The organism is Microvirga antarctica (assembly GCF_017921815.1).
Classification (GTDB): Bacteria; Pseudomonadota; Alphaproteobacteria; order Rhizobiales; family Beijerinckiaceae; genus Microvirga; species Microvirga antarctica.
In genome coordinates, this window is record NZ_JAGEMM010000003.1 from 96,556 (window position 1) to 118,001 (window position 21,446).

Annotated in this window: 21 protein-coding genes; 7 read left to right on the top strand and 14 right to left on the bottom strand. The window is 63.8% G+C overall.

Annotated features, from left to right (window positions below; all coding sequences use genetic code 11):
• Nucleotides 1–19 precede the first annotated feature (19 nt).
• Nucleotides 20–1,543 (top strand): carboxypeptidase M32, encoded by a 1,524-nt coding sequence (locus tag J4G32_RS11645; RefSeq protein ID WP_210492691.1) that lies wholly within the window; start codon nucleotides 20–22, stop codon nucleotides 1,541–1,543.
• Nucleotides 1,544–1,553: 10 nt separating this feature from the next.
• Here J4G32_RS11645 and J4G32_RS11650 read toward each other — a convergent pair whose 3' ends face one another.
• Nucleotides 1,554–2,315 (bottom strand): HugZ family pyridoxamine 5'-phosphate oxidase, encoded by a 762-nt coding sequence (locus tag J4G32_RS11650; protein ID WP_210492695.1) that lies wholly within the window; start codon nucleotides 2,313–2,315, stop codon nucleotides 1,554–1,556.
• Between the two features lie 176 nt (nucleotides 2,316–2,491).
• Between J4G32_RS11650 and J4G32_RS11655 the strand changes: the two genes are divergently transcribed.
• Nucleotides 2,492–2,845 (top strand): hypothetical protein, encoded by a 354-nt coding sequence (locus J4G32_RS11655; RefSeq protein ID WP_210492700.1) that lies wholly within the window; start codon nucleotides 2,492–2,494, stop codon nucleotides 2,843–2,845.
• A 2-nt stretch (nucleotides 2,846–2,847) separates the two neighbouring features.
• Complete coding sequence (locus J4G32_RS11660; RefSeq protein ID WP_210492703.1) at nucleotides 2,848–3,195, top strand: hypothetical protein; 348 nt, start codon at nucleotides 2,848–2,850, stop codon at nucleotides 3,193–3,195.
• Between the two features lie 9 nt (nucleotides 3,196–3,204).
• Here the strand turns inward: J4G32_RS11660 and J4G32_RS11665 are convergent, their stop codons facing one another.
• From J4G32_RS11665 to J4G32_RS21785, 7 genes are all read right to left on the bottom strand, one after another.
• Nucleotides 3,205–4,026: an ATP-binding cassette domain-containing protein gene (locus J4G32_RS11665; protein WP_210492709.1), complete on the bottom strand. Its 822-nt coding sequence runs from the start codon at nucleotides 4,024–4,026 to the stop codon at nucleotides 3,205–3,207.
• Nucleotides 3,995–4,978, bottom strand: a complete 984-nt coding sequence (locus J4G32_RS11670; protein WP_210492713.1) for an ABC transporter ATP-binding protein — start codon at nucleotides 4,976–4,978, stop codon at nucleotides 3,995–3,997. The genes J4G32_RS11665 and J4G32_RS11670 overlap by 32 nt, the downstream gene beginning before the upstream one ends.
• Nucleotides 4,975–5,895, bottom strand: a complete 921-nt coding sequence (locus tag J4G32_RS11675; protein WP_210492715.1) for an ABC transporter permease — start codon at nucleotides 5,893–5,895, stop codon at nucleotides 4,975–4,977. The genes J4G32_RS11670 and J4G32_RS11675 overlap by 4 nt, the downstream gene beginning before the upstream one ends.
• The gene (locus tag J4G32_RS11680) at nucleotides 5,892–6,902 is read right to left on the bottom strand and encodes an ABC transporter permease (protein ID WP_210492721.1); all 1,011 of its coding nucleotides are present in this window, start codon (nucleotides 6,900–6,902) and stop codon (nucleotides 5,892–5,894) included. Before J4G32_RS11680 ends, J4G32_RS11675 begins: the two co-directional genes overlap by 4 nt.
• 114 nt (nucleotides 6,903–7,016) lie before the next feature.
• Nucleotides 7,017–8,606 carry an ABC transporter substrate-binding protein gene (locus J4G32_RS11685; protein ID WP_210492725.1) on the bottom strand — a complete coding sequence of 530 codons (1,590 nt, stop codon included), beginning with the start codon at nucleotides 8,604–8,606 and terminating at the stop codon, nucleotides 7,017–7,019.
• A 45-nt stretch (nucleotides 8,607–8,651) separates the two neighbouring features.
• Nucleotides 8,652–9,323: an AroM family protein gene (locus J4G32_RS11690; protein ID WP_210492727.1), complete on the bottom strand. Its 672-nt coding sequence runs from the start codon at nucleotides 9,321–9,323 to the stop codon at nucleotides 8,652–8,654.
• A gap of 106 nt (nucleotides 9,324–9,429) precedes the next feature.
• Nucleotides 9,430–10,371: an AroM family protein gene (locus J4G32_RS21785; RefSeq protein WP_246505012.1), complete on the bottom strand. Its 942-nt coding sequence runs from the start codon at nucleotides 10,369–10,371 to the stop codon at nucleotides 9,430–9,432.
• 185 nt (nucleotides 10,372–10,556) lie between these two features.
• On the opposite strand from J4G32_RS21785, the gene J4G32_RS11700 reads away from it, so the two are divergent.
• Nucleotides 10,557–11,636, top strand: a complete 1,080-nt coding sequence (locus tag J4G32_RS11700) for an S-methyl thiohydantoin desulfurase family protein (protein WP_210492729.1) — start codon at nucleotides 10,557–10,559, stop codon at nucleotides 11,634–11,636.
• Nucleotides 11,633–13,189: a hydantoinase/oxoprolinase N-terminal domain-containing protein gene (locus J4G32_RS11705; protein WP_210492734.1), complete on the top strand. Its 1,557-nt coding sequence runs from the start codon at nucleotides 11,633–11,635 to the stop codon at nucleotides 13,187–13,189. Before J4G32_RS11700 ends, J4G32_RS11705 begins: the two co-directional genes overlap by 4 nt.
• 265 nt (nucleotides 13,190–13,454) lie before the next feature.
• Here the strand turns inward: J4G32_RS11705 and J4G32_RS11710 are convergent, their stop codons facing one another.
• The gene (locus tag J4G32_RS11710) at nucleotides 13,455–13,664 is read right to left on the bottom strand and encodes a cold-shock protein (protein WP_150945255.1); all 210 of its coding nucleotides are present in this window, start codon (nucleotides 13,662–13,664) and stop codon (nucleotides 13,455–13,457) included.
• Between the two features lie 557 nt (nucleotides 13,665–14,221).
• Between J4G32_RS11710 and J4G32_RS11715 the strand changes: the two genes are divergently transcribed.
• The gene (locus tag J4G32_RS11715) at nucleotides 14,222–14,725 is read left to right on the top strand and encodes a Ros/MucR family transcriptional regulator (RefSeq protein ID WP_210492750.1); all 504 of its coding nucleotides are present in this window, start codon (nucleotides 14,222–14,224) and stop codon (nucleotides 14,723–14,725) included.
• A gap of 81 nt (nucleotides 14,726–14,806) precedes the next feature.
• Here J4G32_RS11715 and J4G32_RS11720 read toward each other — a convergent pair whose 3' ends face one another.
• Nucleotides 14,807–15,505 carry a sigma-70 family RNA polymerase sigma factor gene (locus J4G32_RS11720; protein WP_210492757.1) on the bottom strand — a complete coding sequence of 233 codons (699 nt, stop codon included), beginning with the start codon at nucleotides 15,503–15,505 and terminating at the stop codon, nucleotides 14,807–14,809.
• Nucleotides 15,506–15,974: 469 nt separating this feature from the next.
• Between J4G32_RS11720 and J4G32_RS11725 the strand changes: the two genes are divergently transcribed.
• A complete protein-coding gene (locus J4G32_RS11725) occupies nucleotides 15,975–16,382 on the top strand; it encodes a DUF1236 domain-containing protein (protein WP_210492762.1) in 408 nt (135 codons plus the stop codon).
• 78 nt (nucleotides 16,383–16,460) lie between these two features.
• On the opposite strand, the gene J4G32_RS11730 is transcribed toward J4G32_RS11725, so the two are convergent.
• From J4G32_RS11730 to J4G32_RS11745, 4 genes are all read right to left on the bottom strand, one after another.
• Nucleotides 16,461–17,546, bottom strand: coding sequence for a sensor histidine kinase (locus J4G32_RS11730; protein WP_210492768.1), 1,086 nt, complete (start codon nucleotides 17,544–17,546; stop codon nucleotides 16,461–16,463).
• Complete coding sequence (locus J4G32_RS11735) at nucleotides 17,546–19,045, bottom strand: ATPase domain-containing protein (RefSeq protein ID WP_210492775.1); 1,500 nt, start codon at nucleotides 19,043–19,045, stop codon at nucleotides 17,546–17,548. The genes J4G32_RS11730 and J4G32_RS11735 overlap by 1 nt, the downstream gene beginning before the upstream one ends.
• A gap of 605 nt (nucleotides 19,046–19,650) precedes the next feature.
• Nucleotides 19,651–20,460, bottom strand: coding sequence for a transglutaminase-like domain-containing protein (locus J4G32_RS11740; protein ID WP_210492784.1), 810 nt, complete (start codon nucleotides 20,458–20,460; stop codon nucleotides 19,651–19,653).
• An 84-nt stretch (nucleotides 20,461–20,544) separates the two neighbouring features.
• Complete coding sequence (locus tag J4G32_RS11745; protein ID WP_210492793.1) at nucleotides 20,545–21,444, bottom strand: transglutaminase family protein; 900 nt, start codon at nucleotides 21,442–21,444, stop codon at nucleotides 20,545–20,547.
• Nucleotides 21,445–21,446: the final 2 nt, after the last annotated feature.

The following is a 21,446-nucleotide window of genomic DNA, read 5'->3' on the forward strand; positions in this document are numbered from 1 at the left end:
TTTCACGGAACTGACTGACATGACCCAGAACTCCGCTCTTTCCGCCCTCAAGGCCCGCGTGGCCGCCGTCAACGACGTGTTGAACGCGACCTCCGTGCTCACGTGGGACTCGCGCACGATGATGCCGGCCGGCGGCGCCGAGACGCGCGGATACCAGATTGCGACCCTGACCCGCATCGCCCGTGACCTGCTGCTGGCGCGCGAGACAGAGGCGGCTCTCGATGCCGCGGAGCGCGATGTCGCGGACCTTCCGGAGGATTCGGCCGAGTATCGGATGGTCGCCCAGACCCGTCAGGCCTTCACCCACCACTCGCGTGTGCCGGCCTCGCTGATCGAGGAGCGCGCCTCGCTGCGGACGGTGGCCCAGGCAGCGTGGATCGCGGCCCGGACCAAGAGCGATTTCTCGCTCTTCGCGCCACATCTGGAAAAGACCGTCGCGCTCGCCCGCGCATATGCGGATTGCATCGGCTTCAAAGATCATCCCTACGACGCCATGGTGTCGATCTACGAGCCGGGGGAGACGGCCGCGAGCTTGCGGAGCCTGTTCGGTGTCCTGCGCACCGGCATGCAGCCGATCCTCGACATCGCCCGCTCGCGGCCGTCGCCGCGATCGGACTTCCTGTTCCGCGACTTCCCGGAAGAACAGCAGCGGGCCTTTGGCCTGAAGATGGCCGAGACGCTGGGCTACGATCTCACCCGCGGACGGCTCGACACCACCGTGCACCCGTTCGAGGTGTCGTTCACCCGCAACGACGTGCGCATCACCACCCGCTACAACCGTCACTATCTGCCGGCTTCCATGTTCGGCACGGCGCACGAGACCGGCCATGGTCTCTACGAGCAGGGCGTCGACCCGGCCTACACACGCACAACGCTGACCACCGACCTGATCGGCCTGTATGCGGTCGGCGGCACCAGCTTCGGAGCGCATGAATCGCAGTCACGCCTGTGGGAAAATCATGTGGCCCGCAGCCCGACCTTCTGGCAGCTGCACTTCCCGGACCTGCAACGGCATTTCCCCGATCAACTCGGTGACGTGACCGCGGATGAATTCTACCGCGCGGTCACACGCGTCGAGCCGGGCTTCATCCGTGTCGAGGCCGACGAGCTCACCTATGATTTTCACATCATGCTGCGCACCGAACTGGAATGCGCCCTGATGGACGGATCGCTGGCGGTCAAGGATCTGCCGGCGGCCTGGAACGCCGCCATCAAGCGCGATCTCGGCCTCGATGTCCCCAACGACGCCAAGGGTGTGCTGCAGGACGTGCATTGGTCGACCGGCTATATCGGTTCGTTCCCGACCTACACCGTCGGCAATGTGATGGCCGCGCAGATGATGGAGACTCTCCGGCGGGACGACCCGTCGCTCGAACACGCGATCGAGGCCGGACAATACGCCGGCCTTGCGGACGCTCTGCGCTCGCGGATATGGCAGCACGGACGGCGCTTCCGGCGGGATGAATTGCTGGTGCGGGAGACCGGCCGCGGCCTCGATCCGGCGCCGTATCTGGCCTATCTGCGCGGCAAATACGCCGCTTGATCCTCGACGATCAGGAGTTGCCGTCTCTGGCCTTGCGGGCGAGCGCGATCAACGCCGGCCGCACCTCGTCCGGGCTCGCCAGAGCCCGCCCGAAGACCAGACGCACAACCGTGTCGCCACAAGCCAGTTGCGCGCCCTCGGGGTCGATTGCCGTCATGATCCAGGGTCCCGGCTCAGCGCCGCATAGGCGCGTCGCGTAGAGCGACACCGCGTCCGCGTGATCGGCATTCATGTGCGCGATGGCCGAGGCCTCCATCACCGTGAAGGCCTCGACGTCGTCAACCGGCGTCAACAGATCCGCAGCACTCATCCGATAGGCCCGCCCGAATCCGCCATTGAGGCTGGCCTGCGTCACATCGAGACGCCAGAACCCGAAATCGGGAAAATCCACATAAAGCGCGGCCTTGGGCTGGTGTGCGAGATAGCGCCTCCGCGTCTCCGCCGTCTCGGCTGCGTCCCGCGCCAGGGGCCGGGCGGTGGCGAGGACCGTGAGCCGGGGATGCGCCAGCGGGTCGCCCTTGCCAATGGCGGCGACAAGCACCGAACAGATAGGATTGGCGGCCAGATACTGCGTGTGCGCTGAGAGAGAAGAGGTCAGGATGATCGGTGTGCCATCGATTGTGGTGGAGAGCGCCACAAGGCTCGCAAACGGGCTTCCGTTGGCATCGAGCGTGGCCAACGTGCCGGCGCGCGCGGTTCGCAGCAGAGCCTTGGCGAGCGCGCGGGCGTCGTCGTCCACGGGCAGGGTGGGATCCTGAGGCGAGGGGCTCATCGGTTCGTCCTCCTGCGCATGGGGCTAGCACGGGCATGCGTGACCTGACCAGCCGAGGGTTATCCACCGGCAACGGTTTCCCATCCGGCAACGCGGTCGGTACACTTGGCGTCCGATCCGATCGCAAAAGGGATACCGCGTGCCCCAAACCCTGACCCGTCGATGATCGGTCTGCGATGACGCGATCGATCGACACGCTGACGGACCAGTTGCTGGCCGTTGTCGAGATCGTCTCGGCGCAGAACCGGGAGCTCGAGGCGCTGAAGCAGCGTTGCGACAGGCTCGAAAACAACGAACAAGCGGTGATGGTCGCGCTTACGACGCTTTTCCATATTCTATCCGCAAGTCAGGTTTCCGATCTCGATTCGATGGCGAACGTGCTCGGAGATATTATTACGCAGGCGGAAGCCCTCGACCTTCCGGTGGAATCGGTGGCCTCCCTGAGGTCTATCGAAACAATGATTCGGGCGCAGCACGGGACCGTGTCGGCTGCGTCCAACGAAGGATCGTTGTCAGCGCAGGAGACATGACCATGCCCCAGCTCAACGATGCCGTGCACCAGGCCACGGACGCGATCGATGGGATCCTGGCAGCCTTGTCACGGGAGCCCGAAAGCGAGGCCGGTCTCGGCGATCTGCGGGCGCAGATTCTCAGCATTCTGTGGCTGGTGGAACGCGACCCCGGGATCGAGGCGGCGGCAGACGATCTCTTCAACGCCGCAGCAGCCGTGGTGCGCGTCGTCGACGATGGCGATTCGGGCCTGCGTCACAAGCGCATCATGAACGAGGCGAATGGGCGCTTTCGCGAGCGCCTCCACACCGCCGTTCCCAGCCAGCAGGCACTGAAGCTCGGTCTCACCGGCAATCGGCCCGATAGGTGATGATCCGTTTCAGGTTTGCGCCCGCTGGGGAAGTCGCGGGATGCTCGCGATGAGCTTGCGCGTGTAGTCCTCTGACGGGTTTGCGAACACCGCATCGGTCGGCCCCTCTTCGACCATCCTTCCGCGGTTCATGACGATGACGTGGTCGCAGAGATAGCGGACGACCGCGAGATTATGCGAAATGAACAGGTAGGTGAGGTTGAGCCGCTCGCGCAGTTCCTGGAGGAACGTGATGATCTGCGCCTGCACGGAGACGTCGAGGGCGGAGGTGGGCTCGTCCAACACCAGCAGGCGCGGCTCGAGGGCGACCGCGCGCGCGATGCAGATGCGCTGCTTCTGGCCACCGGACAGTTCGTGGGGATAACGGTACTTGAAGGCCTTGGGCAGGCTGACGATGTCCAACAGCCCGTCCACCCGCCGCTCCAGTTCGATCCCGCGTAACTGTGTCTGGACAAGAAACGGCTCGGCGATCGCGTCGCGAATGGTGTGGCGGGGATTGAGGGCCGAATGCGGGTTCTGGAACACGATCTGCATGTGCCGGCGGACAAGGCGCAGTGGCTCGCCGGACATTGCCGAGAGGTCTTCCCCGTCCAAGAGAATCCGTCCGGCCGTCGGCTCGATCAGGCGCATGACGAGTCGGGCAACGGTCGACTTGCCCGATCCCGATTCACCGACGATCCCCAATACCCCGCCCTGCGGAATCCGCAGCGAGACGTCGTCCACGGCCTTGAAGGATTTGCCGCCCGACAGGAAGACCTTGGTGAGACCGGTGGCCTCCAGCAGAGGAGGGCGCCCGGCGTCAGGCGAGGGCATGGTGACAGGCGACGACATGGTCGGCTCCGATGCTGCGCGCGACAGGTTTCTCGACGCTGCAGATATCCGTGGCGCGCGGGCATCGCGGATGGAACCGGCAGCCCGAGGGCGGGTGGATGAGATTGGGAATGGTGCCCGGGATCGCCTCGAGCACGTGACGCTCCCCCTCGATCTCCGGCAAGGCGGCGAGCAGCCCTTGCGTGTAGGGGTGGCGCGGTCGGGTCAGGATGTCCTCGGTCCGTCCCTGTTCGACGACCACGCCCGCATACATCACCGCGACGCGGCGCGCGATGGCCGCGATGGCCCCGACATCATGGCTGATCATGACGACCGTCAGACCGAGGCGGCTGACGAGATCACGCAGGAGCTCGAGAATCTGGGCCTGGATCGTCACGTCCAGAGCCGTTGTCGGCTCGTCCGCGATCAGCAGTTGGGGCTCGCCTGCGAGAGCCATGGCGATCAGCACGCGCTGGCGCATGCCGCCGGAGAGCTGGTGCGGATAACTGTCGAACACGCGGGCCGAATCGCGGATCTGCACCTGCTCCAGCAACGCGTCGCAGCGTCGCCGTTGCTCGTCGCGCGAGGGCGTCCGCTCCGCCTTGGCGCGGCCATGGGCCACCACCACGTCGGCCAGTTGCCGCCCGATGGTGAAGAGCGGGTTGAGGTAGGTCATCGGGTCCTGGAAGATCATCGAGATCTTCACGCCGCGAATGCGCCGCCACTCGGATTCGTCGAGCTCGTCGAGTTCGATTGAGTCGAACACCATCCGGCCCGACATGCGCTTGCCGCGGGCTGGCCCGATCCCGAGGATCGAGCGGGCCAGCACGGTCTTGCCGCAGCCGCTTTCGCCCACGATGCCGAGCGTCTCCCCCTTTTCGAGCGACAGGGTGATGCCATCGAGCACCTTCAGGTCGCCGTCGAAGGTCGGAATGTCGAGTCGGTAATCCTCGATGGTCAGAAAAGCTGTCATCGACCGCGGCTCCGCGGATCAAGGATGTCGCGAAGGCCGTCGCCCAGAAGGTTGAATCCGAGCACCGTGAGAAAGATCGCGAGGCCCGGAAAGGCCGAGTACCACCACCAGTCGGGCATGTAGGTCCGCGCGACCGAAATCATCGCGCCCCATTCCGGCTGGGGCGGTTTCGCGCCGAGGCCGATAAAGCCGAGACTGGCGGCGGACAGGATGGCCATGCCCATATCCATGCTGGCCTTCACAACAATCGGCGTCATGCAGTTGGGCAGGATATGGTGCCACAGGATCCAGGGCGTGCGCGCGCCCAGCGCGCGGGCGGATTCGACGTAGAGCTCTTCCTTGACCGACAGGGTCTTGGCCTGGACGAGGCGCACATAGCCGGGCCACCACACGATCGAGAGGGCGATCACGCAGTTCATGATGCCGGGACCGAGCGCGGCGACGATCGAGAGCGCCAGGGCAAGGCCGGGGACCGACAGGAAAAGGTCGGTGATGCGCATGATGACGGAGCGCACCCAGCCATCCTTGTAGCCCGCGATGATGCCGAGCGGCACGCCGACGAGGGCGCCGATCCCGGTAATCACGAGGCCGATCCACAGCGACGTGCGCGCCCCCACGATCACGCGTGAGAGGATATCGGCCCCCATCTCGTCCGTGCCGAACGGGTGGGCGAAGCTCGGCGGCAGAAGGCGTTGCCCGAGCTTGACGGCACCCAGCGTATCCTCGGGGTAGGGCGCAAGCGAGGATCCGAAAATCGCCAGGATCAGGAACAGCACGACCAGACCGAGTCCCAGCATCGACGAGAAGCTGCCCGAGAACAGATGGGCGTAGAGCCGCCATTGCCGGATCGTGCTGGCATGGCGTTCGCGAAAGCCCGGGATGTGCGGGGCTATGGCTGGCAAGTCGACGGAGCTCATTGGGCGCTCCTCAGGCGGGGGTCAATCCACGCATAGGCGAGATCCACGAAGGTGTTGGTGAGCATGAAGAGGAAGCCGATCACCAGCGTGACGCCGATGACGGGCTTGAAGTCGGACGCGAGGGACGACGAGACAGCGTAGAGACCGATGCCCGGCCAGTCGAATACGGTTTCGACCAGCACAGTCGAGCCCAGCATCCAGCCGAAGCGCAGCCCGATCATCGCCAGGGTCGGCAGCAACGCGTTCTTCAACGCATAAACGGTGACGATCCGGGCCGCCGAGATGCCGTGTGCGCGCGCGGCGATGATGTGGTCGGATTGCAGGACCTCGATCATTTCCGCACGGTTCACCCGCAGGATGGAGGCGAGGCAAGGAAACGACAGGACGACGGCCGGCAGAATGATATGCGAGAGAGCCTCGCGAAAGGTCTCGAAATCGCCCCGCAGCAGCGAATCGACCAGGATCAGATGGGTGATCGGCTCGGGCGCAATCGACGTCAGGGGCAACTGCCCCGAGACCGGCAGCCATTCCAGGCGCACGGCAAAGAAAAGCTGCAGCAGGATGCCGAACCAGAACGCCGGCAGGGCGACGCCCGAGATCGACAGGATTCGCGTCACCTGATCGAGCGTCTTGTCGCGATAGACCGCCGACAGCATGCCGAACGGCACTCCGATCAGGACGCCCAGCAGCATTGCGACCAGCACCAGTTCCAGCGTCGCCGGCACGTAGCGGGCCAAGTCGTCGATGACAGGGCGCGTCGATACGATGGAGCGGCCGAGATCCCCGGTCAGCAGGTCGCCCATATAGATGCCGAATTGTTCGATCAGGGGCCGATCGAGGCCGTATTCGACGCGGATGGTTTCCACCATGTCGTTCGTCGCATCGGGGCCCGCGACGAGCCGCGCGGGATCTCCCGGCGCGACGTTGGTGATGAGGAACGTGAGGGCCGCAAGGCCGATCATCGTGCCGATCAGTACGGCGATCTTGCGCAAAGTCAGCGACAGCATGGGGTCACCTCCTGTCGGTCATGAGGCGCGGATCGCCTCGGCCAACGGCCGAGGTGAACCTGAGCGAGCAGCGGCGAGCCACGCGGGGGACATGCGAGACTCGCCGGGCGCCCATTACTTGGCGTCGATCCAGAGCGGATAGAGGTCGACCTCGCCGGTAAACCGCACAGGGCTGAACTGGAAGCCCTTGAGATAGTCGCGGTGAGCCCAGCGACGATCCTGCATCATGCCGATCACCTCCGGCTGGTCTTCCACGATCTGCGCCTGAATGTCCGCGTAGAGCTTGGCCCGTTCGTCCCAGTCGTTGCTGCGGCGGGCCTTGTCGATCATCGCCGTCACGGCATCGTTCTTGTAGAACGACATGGCGAAATACTGGCCGTAGGAATTGGGATGGTATTGGTAGGCCACCGCATCCGGGTCGGTCGAGATCGGCGTGACATAGACCGAACTCATGGCGGGCGACGTCTCGACCTTCGAGCCCTTGGCCACCATGTTGGGCCATTGCTCCGGCCGGATATCCACCTTGATGCCGAGCGGTGCGAGATTATCGAGCAGGAGCAGGCCGATCCGGCGCGCTTCTTCGAGACCCGCCACGTGGTAATATTCGAGCGTCAGGCCGCCATTCGGATAGGCGGACTTTGCCAGGTATTCCTTGGCCTTGGCGAGATCCTGCCGGGGAATGCCCGGAACGTTCACATAGCCGCGAATGGCGTCCGGGAAGGGACTTGTCTGCAGGCGGGCTGCGCCGTTGTAAATCTGAACGAGGCCGTTGTAATCGAGCGCATAGGCGATGGCCTTGCGCAGGTTCTTGTCGGCGGTCGGTCCCTGCTGCGTGTTGAACTTGATGCTGAAGGTGGTCATCCCAGGATGATCCTGGATCGTGATGCCGCGTGCCTTGGCGATCTGCACGTAATCGTCGGGCGTCAGGCCCTCGACGATATCGACCTCGCCGCGCTGCAGGGCAGCCTTCTGCACGGCGGGCTCGCGCACGATGCGATAGATCACGCCCCCCGGACGGTTCTGTTCACCCTGCGGCCAGCCCTTCCAGTAATCCGCGACTGCTTCGACCTCGTAGAGAACGTTGGGTTCCCACCGCTTGAGCTTGAACGGGCCGGAGCCGGCCGCGTGGTCGGTCAGCCATTTCTGGCCGTCATCGCCGTCGACTTCGTTGGCTTTGACCTCCTTGGGATTGACCACGTACCACCAGGGCAGGAACGACAGGAAGGCCGAGTACGGCGTCTTCAGGTTGAAGCGGACGGTCTTGGAATCGACGATCTCGATGCTGCCAGGATCAAGGAAGTCCTTGAGCATCCACGCCACGCCCTTGTTGAGCTTCAGGCCACGCTCGAAGGAGTAGCGGATCGCCTCCGCGTCGACCGGGTCGCCATTGTGAAACTTGGCGTTGTCGACGAGGTGGAACGTCCAGGTCTTCCCATCCGCGCTCGTCTCCCAGCTCTTGGCGAGCCACGGCTTGATGACGGCGGGGTCGCCCTCGTACTTCACAAGCGCGTCGTAGACCGCCTGCTGCATCATGCGGGTGGACCAGTCGTAGCGCACATGCGGGTCGAGGACCGGAATCTGCTGGCGTCCGCCGAACACGACGACCTTCTTGTCGCCGACGCGTTCGAATGCCGCAGCTTTGTCCGCATGGGCCATGCCGACGATCAGACCTGCGGCGGCAACGCCGAATAGCCAATTTCGCATTGTCGAAACTCCTGTTCCCAGTGCCATGATGATGGTGTTCTTGTTCTAGAGAATCTGCCGGATCGCGCCGGACACGATGCGGCGCGACAGCAGGACCGGCGCGTCCACCACTCTGCGGACCTCGGCGCGCATGTCTTCCGAATAGCCCATGCAATGCATGATCACGAGATCGCAACCCGCCAGGCCTGCGGCCTTTTCGGCCATCGCATCGCCGGCGTAGGGCGAGGCCGCCACGAGGCGCGGCGCCTCGGCGGAAGGGAACACATGGCGCTTGGGAAATTCTTCAATCTGGCGTTCGAGCGGCAGCATCACGCCCAGGCGACGGGAGGATGCCGCCATGGCCTCGACCATCGAGTCGACGATCCGCTGCGCCTCGATCATCAAAGTGTTTTGCAGCGGCTTCACGTGGGTGCCGGTGCAAAGCAGGACGACCGCGTCAAAATTCTGGTCGTCGACCTGCGCCAGAACCTTCTCGAGCAGCACTTCCACACGCTCCTTGGCGATAGTGACCTCGCGTCCGTCACGCCGGCGGGTCGCAAACGCCGTCTCGCCCGGGCGCGGGGTCAACGCGGCAATCGCCGCGTCGGACAGGCCGTCCAGCGCGCCGAATTCGTGCGCCTCCACGGCGCCGCCGATATCCGCCAGCATTTCCGGCACGATGTCGTCACGCGGGCTTTCGCCGATGGTCACGAAGGCCAGGCGGTGCGGTCTTGTCATGGTTGGCCCCTGCATTCTCCAAGGCCGCAGGCTAACGGCTGGCTTCAGGGTTCAGCTATAGGGAATTGCCCCTATGGAAGGCATGCCCTCAAATCGGGCAACTGCCTCACAATTCCGGGTGTTCGGCCGAAACAACGAGGCGGATAAGGGCGCCGGTTGAGGACACCTCCATCTTGCTCATGACTTTGGAACGGTGGATTTCGACGGTTTTCGGGCTGATGCCGAGTTGGCGTCCGATGGCCTTGTTGGACAATCCTTCGGCCGCCAGCGACAGCACCTGCCGTTCGCGTGGCGTGAGCCGCTGCAGGCGCTCGGCCAGGATCGGCGAGGTGTCGTAGCTACGCGTCGGTTGGGGCCGTCTGTCGAGGAGAAGCCGCATCGCCCCGGCGACGATGCGGCGCGCCAGCACGACCGGTTTGCCGCTCGCGCGCGCCACCATGGCGCGGTCCGCCTCATTGAAGCTCACCGAATTCAGCACGATGATCTCGCTCTCGGCCAGATCGATCAGGGCGCCGGCCAGCGCCTCGCGGTCGCCGGGGGCCGCATGGCTGAGAAAGATTCGATAGGGCGACAGGGCCGTGACCTCGATCTCGTCGACCTGCTGGGCGAGCGGCTGAACGATCCCGACAGCGCCCCCGTGGGCGGCGAGCGCCATGACGCCGGATTCCATCGCCCGCTGGCCATTGACCGTCAGGCACCGGCTTTCGAACTCGCGGAACAGGCCGGTCGAGAGAATAACCACGAGGTCGAAGTCGTGCGGCGCGAAGCCTGCGAGGATTTGCGCCAGTCGCTCACCCACGCGCGGCTTGGACACGACCGCATCGGTGCCATCGGCCAGGCGTGTCACGAGCGCATGTTCATCCCCCACCGGTGCAAGGGCGGCGATCTCGGCATCCGTCAGGCCATCGAGCGCCCCGAATTCGGTGGCGGCGATGGGCAGGGCGAGATGCGTCAGGATCTCCGGCACCACGTCCATGCGCGGCGTCTGCCCCACGGTGACGAATGCGACACGGAGGAGGGTAGGCTCTGGTGAGGTCCGGATGCTCATCGCCCCGCGGTCAATGTCGTGTCTCTGTCATCTGTGCTTCAATCTCTAGCGCGACCGCGAGGGCAGGGACAACCCGGTGCGACACCGGCATCGATTGCTTCTGTGGTGCAGGGATTAGGTGCAGACCCTTATTTCGGCTGCTCCGCCTTGAGGCTACCGTTCCAATCCTTATGGGAGGGAACACCATGATCCGTGACTTCGCGGCGGACGAGATCGATCCGCTTGCCATCGGGGCCTGGATTCTGGGCACCGGCGGCGGCGGCAGCCCCTATCTGGCCCAGCTTAACCTGAAGCAGCTCTATGCGGACGGAAAGTTCTGCCGGCTGATCGATCCGCTCGACCTCGACGATGAGGATTATGTGGCGGTCGTCTCGAAGATGGGTGCGCCGCTGGTCGGACAGGAACGCCTGGTCGATCCGGCACATCTCGCCCGCGCCGTCCAGGTCATGGAAGACTATCTCGGAAAGCGCTTCCGCGCGATCATGAGCGTCGAAATCGGCGGCGGCAACGCGCTCTCGCCATTTCTGGCTGGCGCGCTTCTCGACCTGCCGGTGGTCGATGCCGACGCCATGGGCCGCGCCTATCCCGAGGCGCAGATGACGAGCTTTGCCATCGGTGATCTCAAAATGTACCCGCTGAGCCTCGTCGATTGCCGCGACAACGAGGTCGTGGTGGCGCGCACGCCGTCCTGGAAATGGATGGAGCGCATCTCCCGCACCGTCTGCACGGAGGTCGGCTCGACGTCTGCCACCTGCAAAGCGCCGCGGACGGGCCGCGAGGTCAAGGACTGGGGCGTGCTGCACACCGTTACAAAGGCGACAGCGCTCGGGCGCGCCGTGCTCGATGCGCGTGCGGCTCATGCTGACCCGATCGCGGCGGTTCTCCGCCATGAGGGCGGGCAGGTGGTCTTCAAGGGCAAGGTCGCCGACATGGACCGCCGCACGACCGGCGGGTTCCTGCGCGGAACGGCCACGCTGGACGGGCTCGACACGGATCGCGGCAGCAAGCTCGAGCTCGCCTTCCAGAACGAGTGGGCGGTCGGTTTCAAGGATGGCGAGGCCATCGTCATGACGCCGGATCTGATCTGCGTGCTCGACACGGTGTCGGGCGAGGCGATCGGCACCGAGACGCTGCGCTACGGCCAGCGCGTCACCGTGATCGCGCTTCCGGCGCCTGGCGTTCTTCTCACCCCCAAAGGCCTGGAGCATGTGGGCCCCAGGGCTTTCGGTTACGACCTTGATTTCAAATCGGTATTCGCAGCATGAAGCGCATCGGCATCGACGTCGGCGGCACCAATACGGACGCGGTCCTGATCGACAAGACGACAGTTCTGGGAGCCGTCAAATCGCCCACGACCTCGGACGTCATGACGGGGGTCGTCAACAGCATCCAGCGCATCGTCGCCGAACAAGGCGATACTCCGCTCGACATCGACGCGGTGATGATCGGCACGACCCATTTCACCAACGCGGTGGTCGAGCGCGCCCGTCTCGACCGGGTCGCGGCCATCCGCATCGCCCTGCCAGCCTCGGCCTCGCTCAAGCCCATGGTCGACTGGCCAGCCGATCTGCGCGATTGCGTCGATCCGCTGATCTTCATGGTTCGCGGCGGCCACGAATATGACGGCCGCCCGCTTGTCCCGCTCGATCGGGACGCCATCCGCGATGCCGCGCTGCGTATCCGCGACGCCGGCATCACCGCGGTGGGCATCACGGCCCTGTTCTCGCCGCTGACATCCGAATGCGAACTCGAAGCGGCCGAGATCGTCGCCGCCATCGTGCCCGGCGCGCGCATCACCCTGTCCCACCGCCTCGGTCGCATTGGCCTTCTCGAGCGCGAGAACGTCACGCTGCTCAACGCCTCCCTTCAGAGTCTCGGCAAGGATACCGTGGCGGCTTTCCGCGACGCGCTGAAGAGCGTCGGCATCGTGGCGCCATTCTACCTCACGCAGAACGACGGCACGGTGGTGCTGGCCGAGGTGGCAGCCGCCAATCCGGTCTACAGCTTCGCCTCGGGCCCGACGAACTCCATGCGGGGCGCAGCCTTTCTGTCGGGTCGCGACGAGGGCATGGTCATCGACGTGGGCGGGACGACGAGCGACATCGGCTGCCTGGTGAACGGCTTTCCGCGCGAGGCCAACAATATCGTGGAAGTGGGCGGCGTGCGCACACTCTTCCGCATGCCCGACCTGCTGCCGATGGCGCTGGGCGGGGGCACCATCATCGATCCGCTCACCGGCAAGATCGGCCCGCGCAGCGTCGGCTACCGAATCACCGAAAAGGCCCTGGTCTTCGGCGGCGATACACTCACGACGACGGACATCGCGGTTGCGGCCGGCCTCGTCGAGATCGGTGACCGCGACCGGGTCAGACATCTCGACCCGGCAAAGGTCAAACACCATCTGGCCGCCATCCACGCGATGATCGAGGACGGCGTCGACCGGATGAAGACATCGGCTGGCGACATGCCGATCATCGTTGTGGGCGGAGGCGCATTCCTCGTGCCGGATCGGCTTGCCGGTGTGAGCGAGGTCATCCACGTTGAGCATGCGGGCGTCGCGAATGCGCTCGGTGCGGCCATGGCCCAGGTCTCGGGAGAGGTCGATCAGGTCTTCTCAGGCCTGACCCGGGAGGCGGCACTTGCGGCTGCCCAGGACATTGCAACGCGACGGGCCGTCGAGGCCGGTGCGGATATGGACACGGTGGTGCTGGTGGACGCCGAAGATATCCCTATCGCCTATCTTCCGGGCGATGCGCGCCGGGTCAGGGCCCGCGTCGTCGGGACCATCGGCACGCCCAGCATAAAGCTTGTCGCCTGAGGTCCGGTTCCGCCGCTTTCGGGTCGGCGTCGGCGTGCCGACCCGCATGGTGTCGCGCGCTTGCCGCTTGGCACAGTAGGGATGATGAAAAAGGGCTCCGGCGGATGCCCTGAGCGGTGCTGGACGGGAGGCAGTGGCTCCCAATCGGCAACCGAGACCGGACGGTGGCGAGACGGCTAGGCGGTCCAGACCCCAAGCCATCTCAAGCCGCCCCGGAGGGCGGCTTGAGCGCGGGACGCCAGCAGGCCGGCGTCTGCGGCGTTATTCAGGCTGATTGCAAATTGGTGGCGGACTCTTTGCCGGACCGACGGTCCTGCTCGACCTCGTAGGAGATCTTCTGTCCTTCGACCAAACCGCGCATGCCGGCGCGTTCCAGAGCGCTGACGTGAACGAACACGTCCTTGCCTCCGGTATCGGGCTGGATGAAGCCATAGCCCTTTTGGTCGTTATACCACTTCACTGTACCAGTCGCCATTTGATGTCTCTAAGCCCTTATCTATGCGTGACGCCCTATACCGTGCAGTGTTTGGCAGCAAGGTCAAGAGAAGACACGCGCGGGACGGCTCTTCAGGCTCGCCTCCGCCCCTTAAGAGCAGCCACTGCCCAGACCGCGCGGCGCGTCCGTCGGCCGTCGAGCCCCTGCCTCAGGGGCGGGCATGGAGGCCCCAACCGGCCGGCCGGACGCGGCCGAGGCGGCTGAGCGACGTAATCTCGGGGATGATTCGATGCGGATACGCGTCCGGAAAGTCGTGCCGAGACATCGGCGCCGCCTTTGTGACAGACAGTTGTTGGCCACGACTTTCCGCAAAATGGCTTAGAACAATTCGAGACTTGCCCTGTGCCCGATGGCCTGTTCCCGTCTGGCCGAAGACAAATGTTCTTCGGGTTGAGGCGCTGACGGGTGGTTCTGCGGTCGAATGCTCAACGTGGCGAGGATAACTATAATTGATATGGCGGTCCGCCAACGGCTTGACCGGATGCCGTGATTGGAAGATGTAGCATTCCTGTCCCGATGATAAACTTGGAAATACGATGAACCCGCTCGAACAGCAGCTGCCCGATCTCACTGAACTCACCGCCGACATCGTTTCTGCCTATGTGGCAAACAATTCGGTGGCGCGTGGCGATCTTGCCGAAGTCATCGTGTCGGTTCATGCGGCGCTTCACCAGTTGAATGCCCCGGCGCTGCCAGCACCGCCCAAGCAAGAGCCGGCTGTGGCCATCCGGAAGTCAGTCACGCCTGACTTCATCTTCAGTCTCGAGGACGGCAAGCCCTACAAGACACTGAAGCGTCACCTTGGCATCTTGGGAATGACCCCCGCTCAATATCGCGAGAAGTGGGGCCTTCACTCCGATTACCCGATGGTTGCTGCCAATTACGCGAAGCGTCGTTCCGATCTCGCCAAAAGCCTCGGCCTTGGTCAGATCCGCAAGAAGGTCGTGTCGCCCAAGACTGTTTCCAGCGACAGCGTGATCGGTGCCCCGGCGAAAGCCAAGCGCGCGCCTGCCGCCAAGAAGGCCAAAGTCAAAGCCTGATCGTCATCTCCAAAGCCGGCGCGGGTTTTTTCGCGCCGGCTTTGCTTTTCTCATGCGCCAGGCGGATGAGACCAAGGGGCCTTAAGTGCCAACCGCGGACGAGTTGCCCACTCCGTCGTCTGTCACGCCCATGAGCAGGGCAAGCCTGCTGCGCGCCCGGTTGACGCGGCTCTTCACTGTTCCCACCGCACAATTGAGCGCCTGAGCAGCTTCCTCGTAAGTGAGGCCATCCGCCCCCACGAGCATGATGGCGGACCTCTGCTCGGTCGACAATTGGGCAAGCGCCGCCTGGAGGTCTTTGATCACCAGCCGGTCGTGCTGGTCCGGAATGGTGACGAGGGTTGCCGCATGCTGGCCGTCGGTATCCTCCACCTCGCGGCCCTTCGACCGGTGGGCGGTGAAAAAGCTGTTCCGGAGAATTGTGAACAGCCAGACCTGCATGTTGGTCCCCTCCTCGAAGCCTTCCCGGCGGCTCAGCGCCCGCAGCACGGTTTCCTGAACGAGATCCTCTGCTCGGTCGATGTTGCGCGTCAGCGAGATCGCAAAGGCCCGCAGCGATGGAATGCTGGCCATGATGCCGTCGACGAAGGTCTGACTGACCGGCTCCTGATGGGCTCTGATGATCTGGCTCGTCCGGGCGATCAGCTGCGCCAGCGGCCGTGGAACCCGCTGGGTGTCGGGGTCGCCGTAGGCCGCGCGCAGTTGCTCTCCCAGATGATCCTGCACATACCGGCTCAGGGAGCCGAGTTTGGCCGCAGGAAGCTCCGTGTCGTCCGTCATCGATCGTGTACTCGCGCTTGAATGGTCGCGGCAGGGGCGCCGCAATGGAAAACCTGCGTGAAACGGGTGATCTTCAGCCCGGCAGCAGGGAACCTTGACGTCTCATTGGAATTCAGAAAGCAGACTGAAATTCCCCTCATGATCTCTCCTCACAGGTCAGCCGATGCCGCACATTCAGACACCATCTCCGGAGCGGCTTCCGTCGTTCGCCAGGTCGCTTGCCATGTTCGTCCTATCAACGACAGCGTTCACCATCGTCTTCGTGACAGTTCAAACGATGTAATGGTGACCCAGCACTTCAGGGCCCATATTGCTGATGGGCTGTGATTCAGGGATTAACGGTGCGTTCATACGCCGTTAATGAAATTATCCGACGCAAATTAAGAGAAAATACTTTATTCAAGGGAAACTTTTACTTCTCTATACAGTTGTCGCCTCAGGAATGCATGTGTTCCCTTAGGAGACGACAATGTCCAAGAAAATCATCCTCGCCGCCGCCGCCCTCGTCTGCTTTGCGTCCACCGGTGCATTTGCCCAGTCCGGTGGTGTCGCTGCCGGCGCGGCCACGGGTGCTGTCGGCGGAGCCGTTGTCGGCGGACCGATCGGCGCGGTCGTCGGCGCTGTGGGCGGCGCCATCGTCGGCGGTATCGCCGAGCAGCAGCAGCCCCAGTTCCGCGAATACGTCGTCACCCAGAAGGCGCCGTCTTATGCCTATTCGGAAGATGTCAGGGTCGGCGCGGTGTTGCCAGAGCAGGGCGTGACCTATTACGAAGTGCCGGCTGATTACAAGGTTCAGGGCTATCGCTACACGGTCGTGAACAACACGCCCGTTCTCGTCGAGCCCGGCACCCGCCGTATCGTTCAGATCGTCCGTTAAAGAAAACATTATCCAGTCTGTCTGCGGCCACCGTGATTCGTTGCGGTGGCCGTTGCCGTTCTTGCCTTGGCACGGGCCTTAGGCAAGCGGGGCGTTGAGCGTGCAGATGACGCCTCGAGGCGCAAAGTCGATATGCACGGCGCCATCCAGATCACGGGCGAGGCTGCGCTCGATGAGGCGCGACCCGAACCCGCGGCGCGTCGGGCGCGTCACCGGAGGGCCGTCGCTTTCCGTCCAGCTGAGGGCCAGTCGGGGAGCCGCCGGCGCGTCGAGCACGTTCCACACGATATCGACCATCCCGGCGTTGTTCGAAAGGGCCCCATACTTGACCGCGTTGGTGGCCAGTTCATGGAGCGCCATGGCGAGGGCGAGTGCCATTCCTGGCGCGAGGCGCACATTGGGACCCGTAAAGCTGACACGTTCGTCGCGCGCGCCCCGGTAGGGCGCCAGTGCCTCGGACACCACGTCCGTGAGCTCGGCGCCCTCCCAGTTCTCATGGGTGAGGACATTGTGGGCGCGCGACAGCGCGAGCAGACGCGTCTCGAGGGCTTCGCCGGCCTCCGCGCTGGTCTTCGCCGTTCGCAGGGTCTGGGCCGCCAGAGACTGAACGGTCGTAAGCGTGTTCTTCACCCGATGATTCAATTCGTTGATGAGGAGACGCTGGTGCTCGGCCGAGCGTTTTTCCTTCGCGAGCGCCGCCATCAACCGGTCCTCGGCCTGCCGCACCTGTTCGAGCCGGCGGCGCGCTTCATACTGGCGCCGACGCCCGCGCAAGGCCGCCTTCACAACGCTGACGAGGGTGGTGGGATGAAATGGACGTTCAAGGAACGTCACATTGCCGAGCACCTCTGACAGCCGCGCGGCTAAGGGGTTGCGCTCAACGCCGCCGCCGCGCTGGGTCAGGATGATAAAAGGAAAATCTGACCACGCGGGCTGCCTTTCGATCCACGCCGAAAGCGGCGACAGGTCCGATGTCACCAGCGCGTCGTCGGTCACGACGCACAAGCCTGCGCCCTGTTCGATTTCGGTCAGCAGCCCCGACAGGTCGCTGCAGGCGGACGCGCAGATGAGCGCCTCCCCCAATACACCACAGGCCACCTCGGAATCCCGCCCGCGCGGGGCGAAGATCAGGGCGCGGATCGAGTGAGGATCGATGGGCGACATCAAGCGGTGGGTTCTTCAAGCAACGGATGATCGTGCCCAATGTAGTTGGGCACGCCGCGCAGCACACCCTGGAATCCATCCAGAGGTTTTCCGATGCTGATGCCGCGCCGACTGATGCGGTATTCGCGGATGGTGTCCTCGTGGGCGCTGGCGCGCTTCTTGATGATCGAGATGGCGCGCCGGACCCGACCGAATGCCTCGAAATAGCGCAGCAGCATCACGGTGTCGGCCAAGTAAGTGATGTCGACCGGGGCCTTCATGTCGCCCACAAGTCCGTGCTGGGCGACAGTGAGGAAGGTGGTGGCGCCCTGGCGGTTTAGATACTGCAGCAGTTCGTGCATGTGCAGGATCAGAAACTTCTCCTGAGGCATCGAGGCTTCGTAGCCGTTCAGGCTGTCGATCACGACTGTACGCACCTCCTTGCCGTCCACATAGGTCCGCACCTTCTGGGAAAACTCCCCCGGGGACATTTCGGCAGCGTCGACCTGCTCGATGAAGAGGTTTCCCGTCTCGACAAGGGCCGCTAGATCGATGCCGAGGTTCTTCGCCCGGGCAAACAGCAGTCCCAGCTCCTCGTCGAAGATGAACAACGCGGCGCGCTCCCCACGTCCGATCGCCGCCACTGCAAAATGCAGCACCAAAAGCGATTTTCCTGTACCCGACGGGCCTAGCACAAGTGTGCTGGATCCCCGCTCGATCCCTCCGCCCAACAGCGCGTTCAGTTCCGGGATGTCGCTTTTCAGCACATCCCGGGTAAATCCGGTCTTGTGCTCGACGGCGACGAGCCGCGGGAAGACCTGGATGCCCCCATGGGCGATCACAAAGTCGTGGTACCCGCCGCGAAACGCCTGGCCGCGATACTTGATCACGCGTAATCGCCGACGCTCCGCGCCGTAATCGGGCGCCATTTCCTCCAGCCGGATGACGCCGTGGGCCACGCTGTGGACGGTCTTGTCATTGGCGTCGGTCGTCAGGTCGTCCAGCATGAGAACGGTTGAACCGTGACGCGCGAAATAATGCTTGAGCGCCAGAATCTGGCGACGGTAGCGCAGCGAACTCTGCGCCAGCAGGCGAATCTCTGACAAGCTGTCGAGCACGATCAGGCTGGGCTTCGACCGTTCGATCGCCTCGAACATCGCCTTGGTGGTCTCGCCCAGCTCGAGATCGGAGGAATACAACAGGCTTTGTTGTTGATCCCCATCGAGAAGGCTCTCGGGCGGAACCAGCTCGAAGATCTCGATCGGCGCGTCGAGCGACCAGCCGTGTGACGCGGCGCTCTCACGCAATTCGCGCGCCGTCTCCGAAAGCGTGATGTAGAGGCCCGACTCGCCGCGCCGGGCACCTTCGAGCAGAAATTGCAGGGCGATGGTTGTCTTGCCGGTACCGGGGCTGCCCTCGAGCAGAAACACGTGGCCGCGCGACAAGCCGCCAGACAGGATGTCGTCAAGACCTGAAAGGCCGGTGAGGGCTTTTGAAACGCCCGGTCTTTCAGAGATCATAGTCGGCTCCGCTTCGGCGCTTCGACGCCATTCCAAAGGGTTCAATAGCGTCCGATCTGCCCCCGCCACGCGGTGTCGATGGGGGCGTCGCATCGAGCCGGAGGGAGAGAGGAGCAAGGAACTGCCCTGTTTCGTCGGGACTAAACGCCGAAGGGAAATTTTCGTTTCGCCACAATCGCAAAGGGAAGCGGCGCTCACGCGCCCGCCTCAAAACTGTCCAGCCCGTCCCCGCGAAATTTATTGCAATAATATTTCGCAGTAACAGAGGACGCCTGTCGCGTGGAGGGAGTGCATCGTGTGACACCGAATGACTCTCGCAAGTCGCGGCAGTGCCGCGATCATGAATCTTTTAGCGCAGCGGCGGGGCAGTTGCCGACGCCGGCGCGTCAAGCGTCAGACCGCTTCGAAGAGCAAAAAAAGGGCAGAGGTGCTGTCCTTTTCATCTTGCAAAAGGTTCAGGCAGGAACTACTTATTGCAGTGCAGCACGGCGATTGGCGTCGCAGTGTTGTTGCCCTTCTTGGGCGTTTCCTCCCTAAACTTCGGGCCGCTCGCAAGGGCGGCCTTTTTTCTTGGGTTGAAGGTCCTCAGAAGGCGTTGCTCCCGATCAGTCGATGACTTCGTCGGTGATGACATCAAATCGCACGAGCTGGGATGCGCCAAAGCCCGTCGACAGGGCGACGTCGGTGGCGTCGCGGCCGGTGGCCATGAGGATGCGCCCGATGCGCGGCGTGTTGTGGCGGGCATCGAACGTGTACCAGCGCCCACCCAGATAGGCCTCGAACCAGGCGCTGAAATCCATCGGATCGTCCACCGCCGGAATGCCGATATCGCCCAGGTACCCGGTGCAGTAGCGGGCCGGAATGTTCATGCAGCGGCACAGTGTTACGGCCAGATGAGCAAAGTCCCGGCACACGCCCTCGCCATCCGTATAGCCGTTGAACGCCGTGCGGGATGAATCGGCCCGCATGTAGTCGAAACGGATGCGCTCATGCACGAAATCGCAGATCGCCTGCACACGGGGCCAGCCGGGCGCTGTGCCGCCGAACAACTTCCAGGCGATTTCGGTCAGATGCTGGGTATCGCAATAGCGACTGCCCAGCAGATAGACGAGCACGTCGGGCGGAAGGTCGTTGACCTCGTGCTGGGGGGCCGAGAGATCGACTTCATCCTCGCGCCCGGTATCGGCAATGAGAAAATCACTGTGCAGCGTGATCTCGCCGGCGGGCGCCACCAGCCGCAGGCAGCGGTTGCCGAACCCGTCGCGATAGGCCTGTGCGTCCACATCCGGCGTCACGTCGATGCGATCGGCGGTGATCAGATCCGGCTCACGGCTGGGATGAACGTTGAGCAGAAAGATAAAAGGAGTCGGGGCGGTGCATCCAAGGGTGATGGTGAACCCGGCTCTGATCTTCATCGCGTGCCTTCCCTTTGACAGACAGCAACCCTAACGCTTGAGCTGGCGAATTTGTTACGGCTTGATGCCGCAAAAAGCCGATTTTTACAGCCAAGAGGGGGACTGCAGTGCACTTTCTTCGCGCACATGGACCTCCACGCTCATGCCGAGGCTGTCGTCGGGGTGTCCCACCCAGGTGCCCGACAGGGGTATCGCCTGGCGGGGATCGCGCGCCACCGCGATGCGGATCAGGTCGCGATTGCCGATGATACCGTTGGTGGGATCGAACTCGACCCACCCGGCGCCCGGCAGGTAGACCTGACACCAGGCATGGGTCGACCCGCCGCCAAGATACGATTCGGCGCTGTCGCCCGGACTATAGATATAGCCGGAGACGAAGCGGGCCGCGAACCCCAGCGAGCGCGCCGCCTCCATCATCAGCACGGCAAAGTCCCGGCAGGTGCCGCTGCGCAGGTTGAGCGTCGTCAACGGGTCCTGCGTGCCCTTTTCGCCGCGCCGCGCATAGGTGAAGCTCTCCTTGATGCCGTAGGTCAGGGTCATCAGCAATTCGCTGGTGCTGTTGACGCGACCGCGCTTGAGAAAGCGCTGCACCCAGTGATGCAGCCTTCGGTCGGGATCGAGGAATTGCGGTTCGATCAGCCGGGTGAGGTCAGGCATTTCCTCCGAACTGTAGGAGAACGGATAGGTGCGGGCATAATCTTCCATCTGGAAGTCAGGCGCGTTGGCCGGAACGTGATCGAGGGTGATGTTGGTTTCGAACCGCAGCTCGGTCGCCTGCGTGGTGAAGCGGGCGAGCGCGACGCAATTGCCGAACACGTCGTGCATCCAGCGCAGCGAACCTGGATACGGCCCGATCTCGATCTCCGAGCGGATCAGCCGCTGGTCGTAGCTGTCCCGCGGCCGGAACATGATGCGGTGTTCGCCAAAGGAGACCGGCCGCTTGTAGCGGTAGGTCGTGACGTGGCGGACGGAGAGGATCGTCATGA

Coding starts and splice junctions, on each gene's coding strand:
- J4G32_RS11645 (WP_210492691.1), top strand. CDS start 20: ATGACCCAGAACTCCGCTCTTTCCGCCCTCAAGGCCCGCGTGGCCGCC.
- J4G32_RS11650 (WP_210492695.1), bottom strand. CDS start 2,315: ATGAGCCCCTCGCCTCAGGATCCCACCCTGCCCGTGGACGACGACGCC.
- J4G32_RS11655 (WP_210492700.1), top strand. CDS start 2,492: ATGACGCGATCGATCGACACGCTGACGGACCAGTTGCTGGCCGTTGTC.
- J4G32_RS11660 (WP_210492703.1), top strand. CDS start 2,848: ATGCCCCAGCTCAACGATGCCGTGCACCAGGCCACGGACGCGATCGAT.
- J4G32_RS11665 (WP_210492709.1), bottom strand. CDS start 4,026: ATGTCGTCGCCTGTCACCATGCCCTCGCCTGACGCCGGGCGCCCTCCT.
- J4G32_RS11670 (WP_210492713.1), bottom strand. CDS start 4,978: ATGACAGCTTTTCTGACCATCGAGGATTACCGACTCGACATTCCGACC.
- J4G32_RS11675 (WP_210492715.1), bottom strand. CDS start 5,895: ATGAGCTCCGTCGACTTGCCAGCCATAGCCCCGCACATCCCGGGCTTT.
- J4G32_RS11680 (WP_210492721.1), bottom strand. CDS start 6,902: ATGCTGTCGCTGACTTTGCGCAAGATCGCCGTACTGATCGGCACGATG.
- J4G32_RS11685 (WP_210492725.1), bottom strand. CDS start 8,606: ATGCGAAATTGGCTATTCGGCGTTGCCGCCGCAGGTCTGATCGTCGGC.
- J4G32_RS11690 (WP_210492727.1), bottom strand. CDS start 9,323: ATGACAAGACCGCACCGCCTGGCCTTCGTGACCATCGGCGAAAGCCCG.
- J4G32_RS21785 (WP_246505012.1), bottom strand. CDS start 10,371: ATGAGCATCCGGACCTCACCAGAGCCTACCCTCCTCCGTGTCGCATTC.
- J4G32_RS11700 (WP_210492729.1), top strand. CDS start 10,557: ATGATCCGTGACTTCGCGGCGGACGAGATCGATCCGCTTGCCATCGGG.
- J4G32_RS11705 (WP_210492734.1), top strand. CDS start 11,633: ATGAAGCGCATCGGCATCGACGTCGGCGGCACCAATACGGACGCGGTC.
- J4G32_RS11710 (WP_150945255.1), bottom strand. CDS start 13,664: ATGGCGACTGGTACAGTGAAGTGGTATAACGACCAAAAGGGCTATGGC.
- J4G32_RS11715 (WP_210492750.1), top strand. CDS start 14,222: ATGAACCCGCTCGAACAGCAGCTGCCCGATCTCACTGAACTCACCGCC.
- J4G32_RS11720 (WP_210492757.1), bottom strand. CDS start 15,505: ATGACGGACGACACGGAGCTTCCTGCGGCCAAACTCGGCTCCCTGAGC.
- J4G32_RS11725 (WP_210492762.1), top strand. CDS start 15,975: ATGTCCAAGAAAATCATCCTCGCCGCCGCCGCCCTCGTCTGCTTTGCG.
- J4G32_RS11730 (WP_210492768.1), bottom strand. CDS start 17,546: ATGTCGCCCATCGATCCTCACTCGATCCGCGCCCTGATCTTCGCCCCG.
- J4G32_RS11735 (WP_210492775.1), bottom strand. CDS start 19,045: ATGATCTCTGAAAGACCGGGCGTTTCAAAAGCCCTCACCGGCCTTTCA.
- J4G32_RS11740 (WP_210492784.1), bottom strand. CDS start 20,460: ATGAAGATCAGAGCCGGGTTCACCATCACCCTTGGATGCACCGCCCCG.
- J4G32_RS11745 (WP_210492793.1), bottom strand. CDS start 21,444: ATGACGATCCTCTCCGTCCGCCACGTCACGACCTACCGCTACAAGCGG.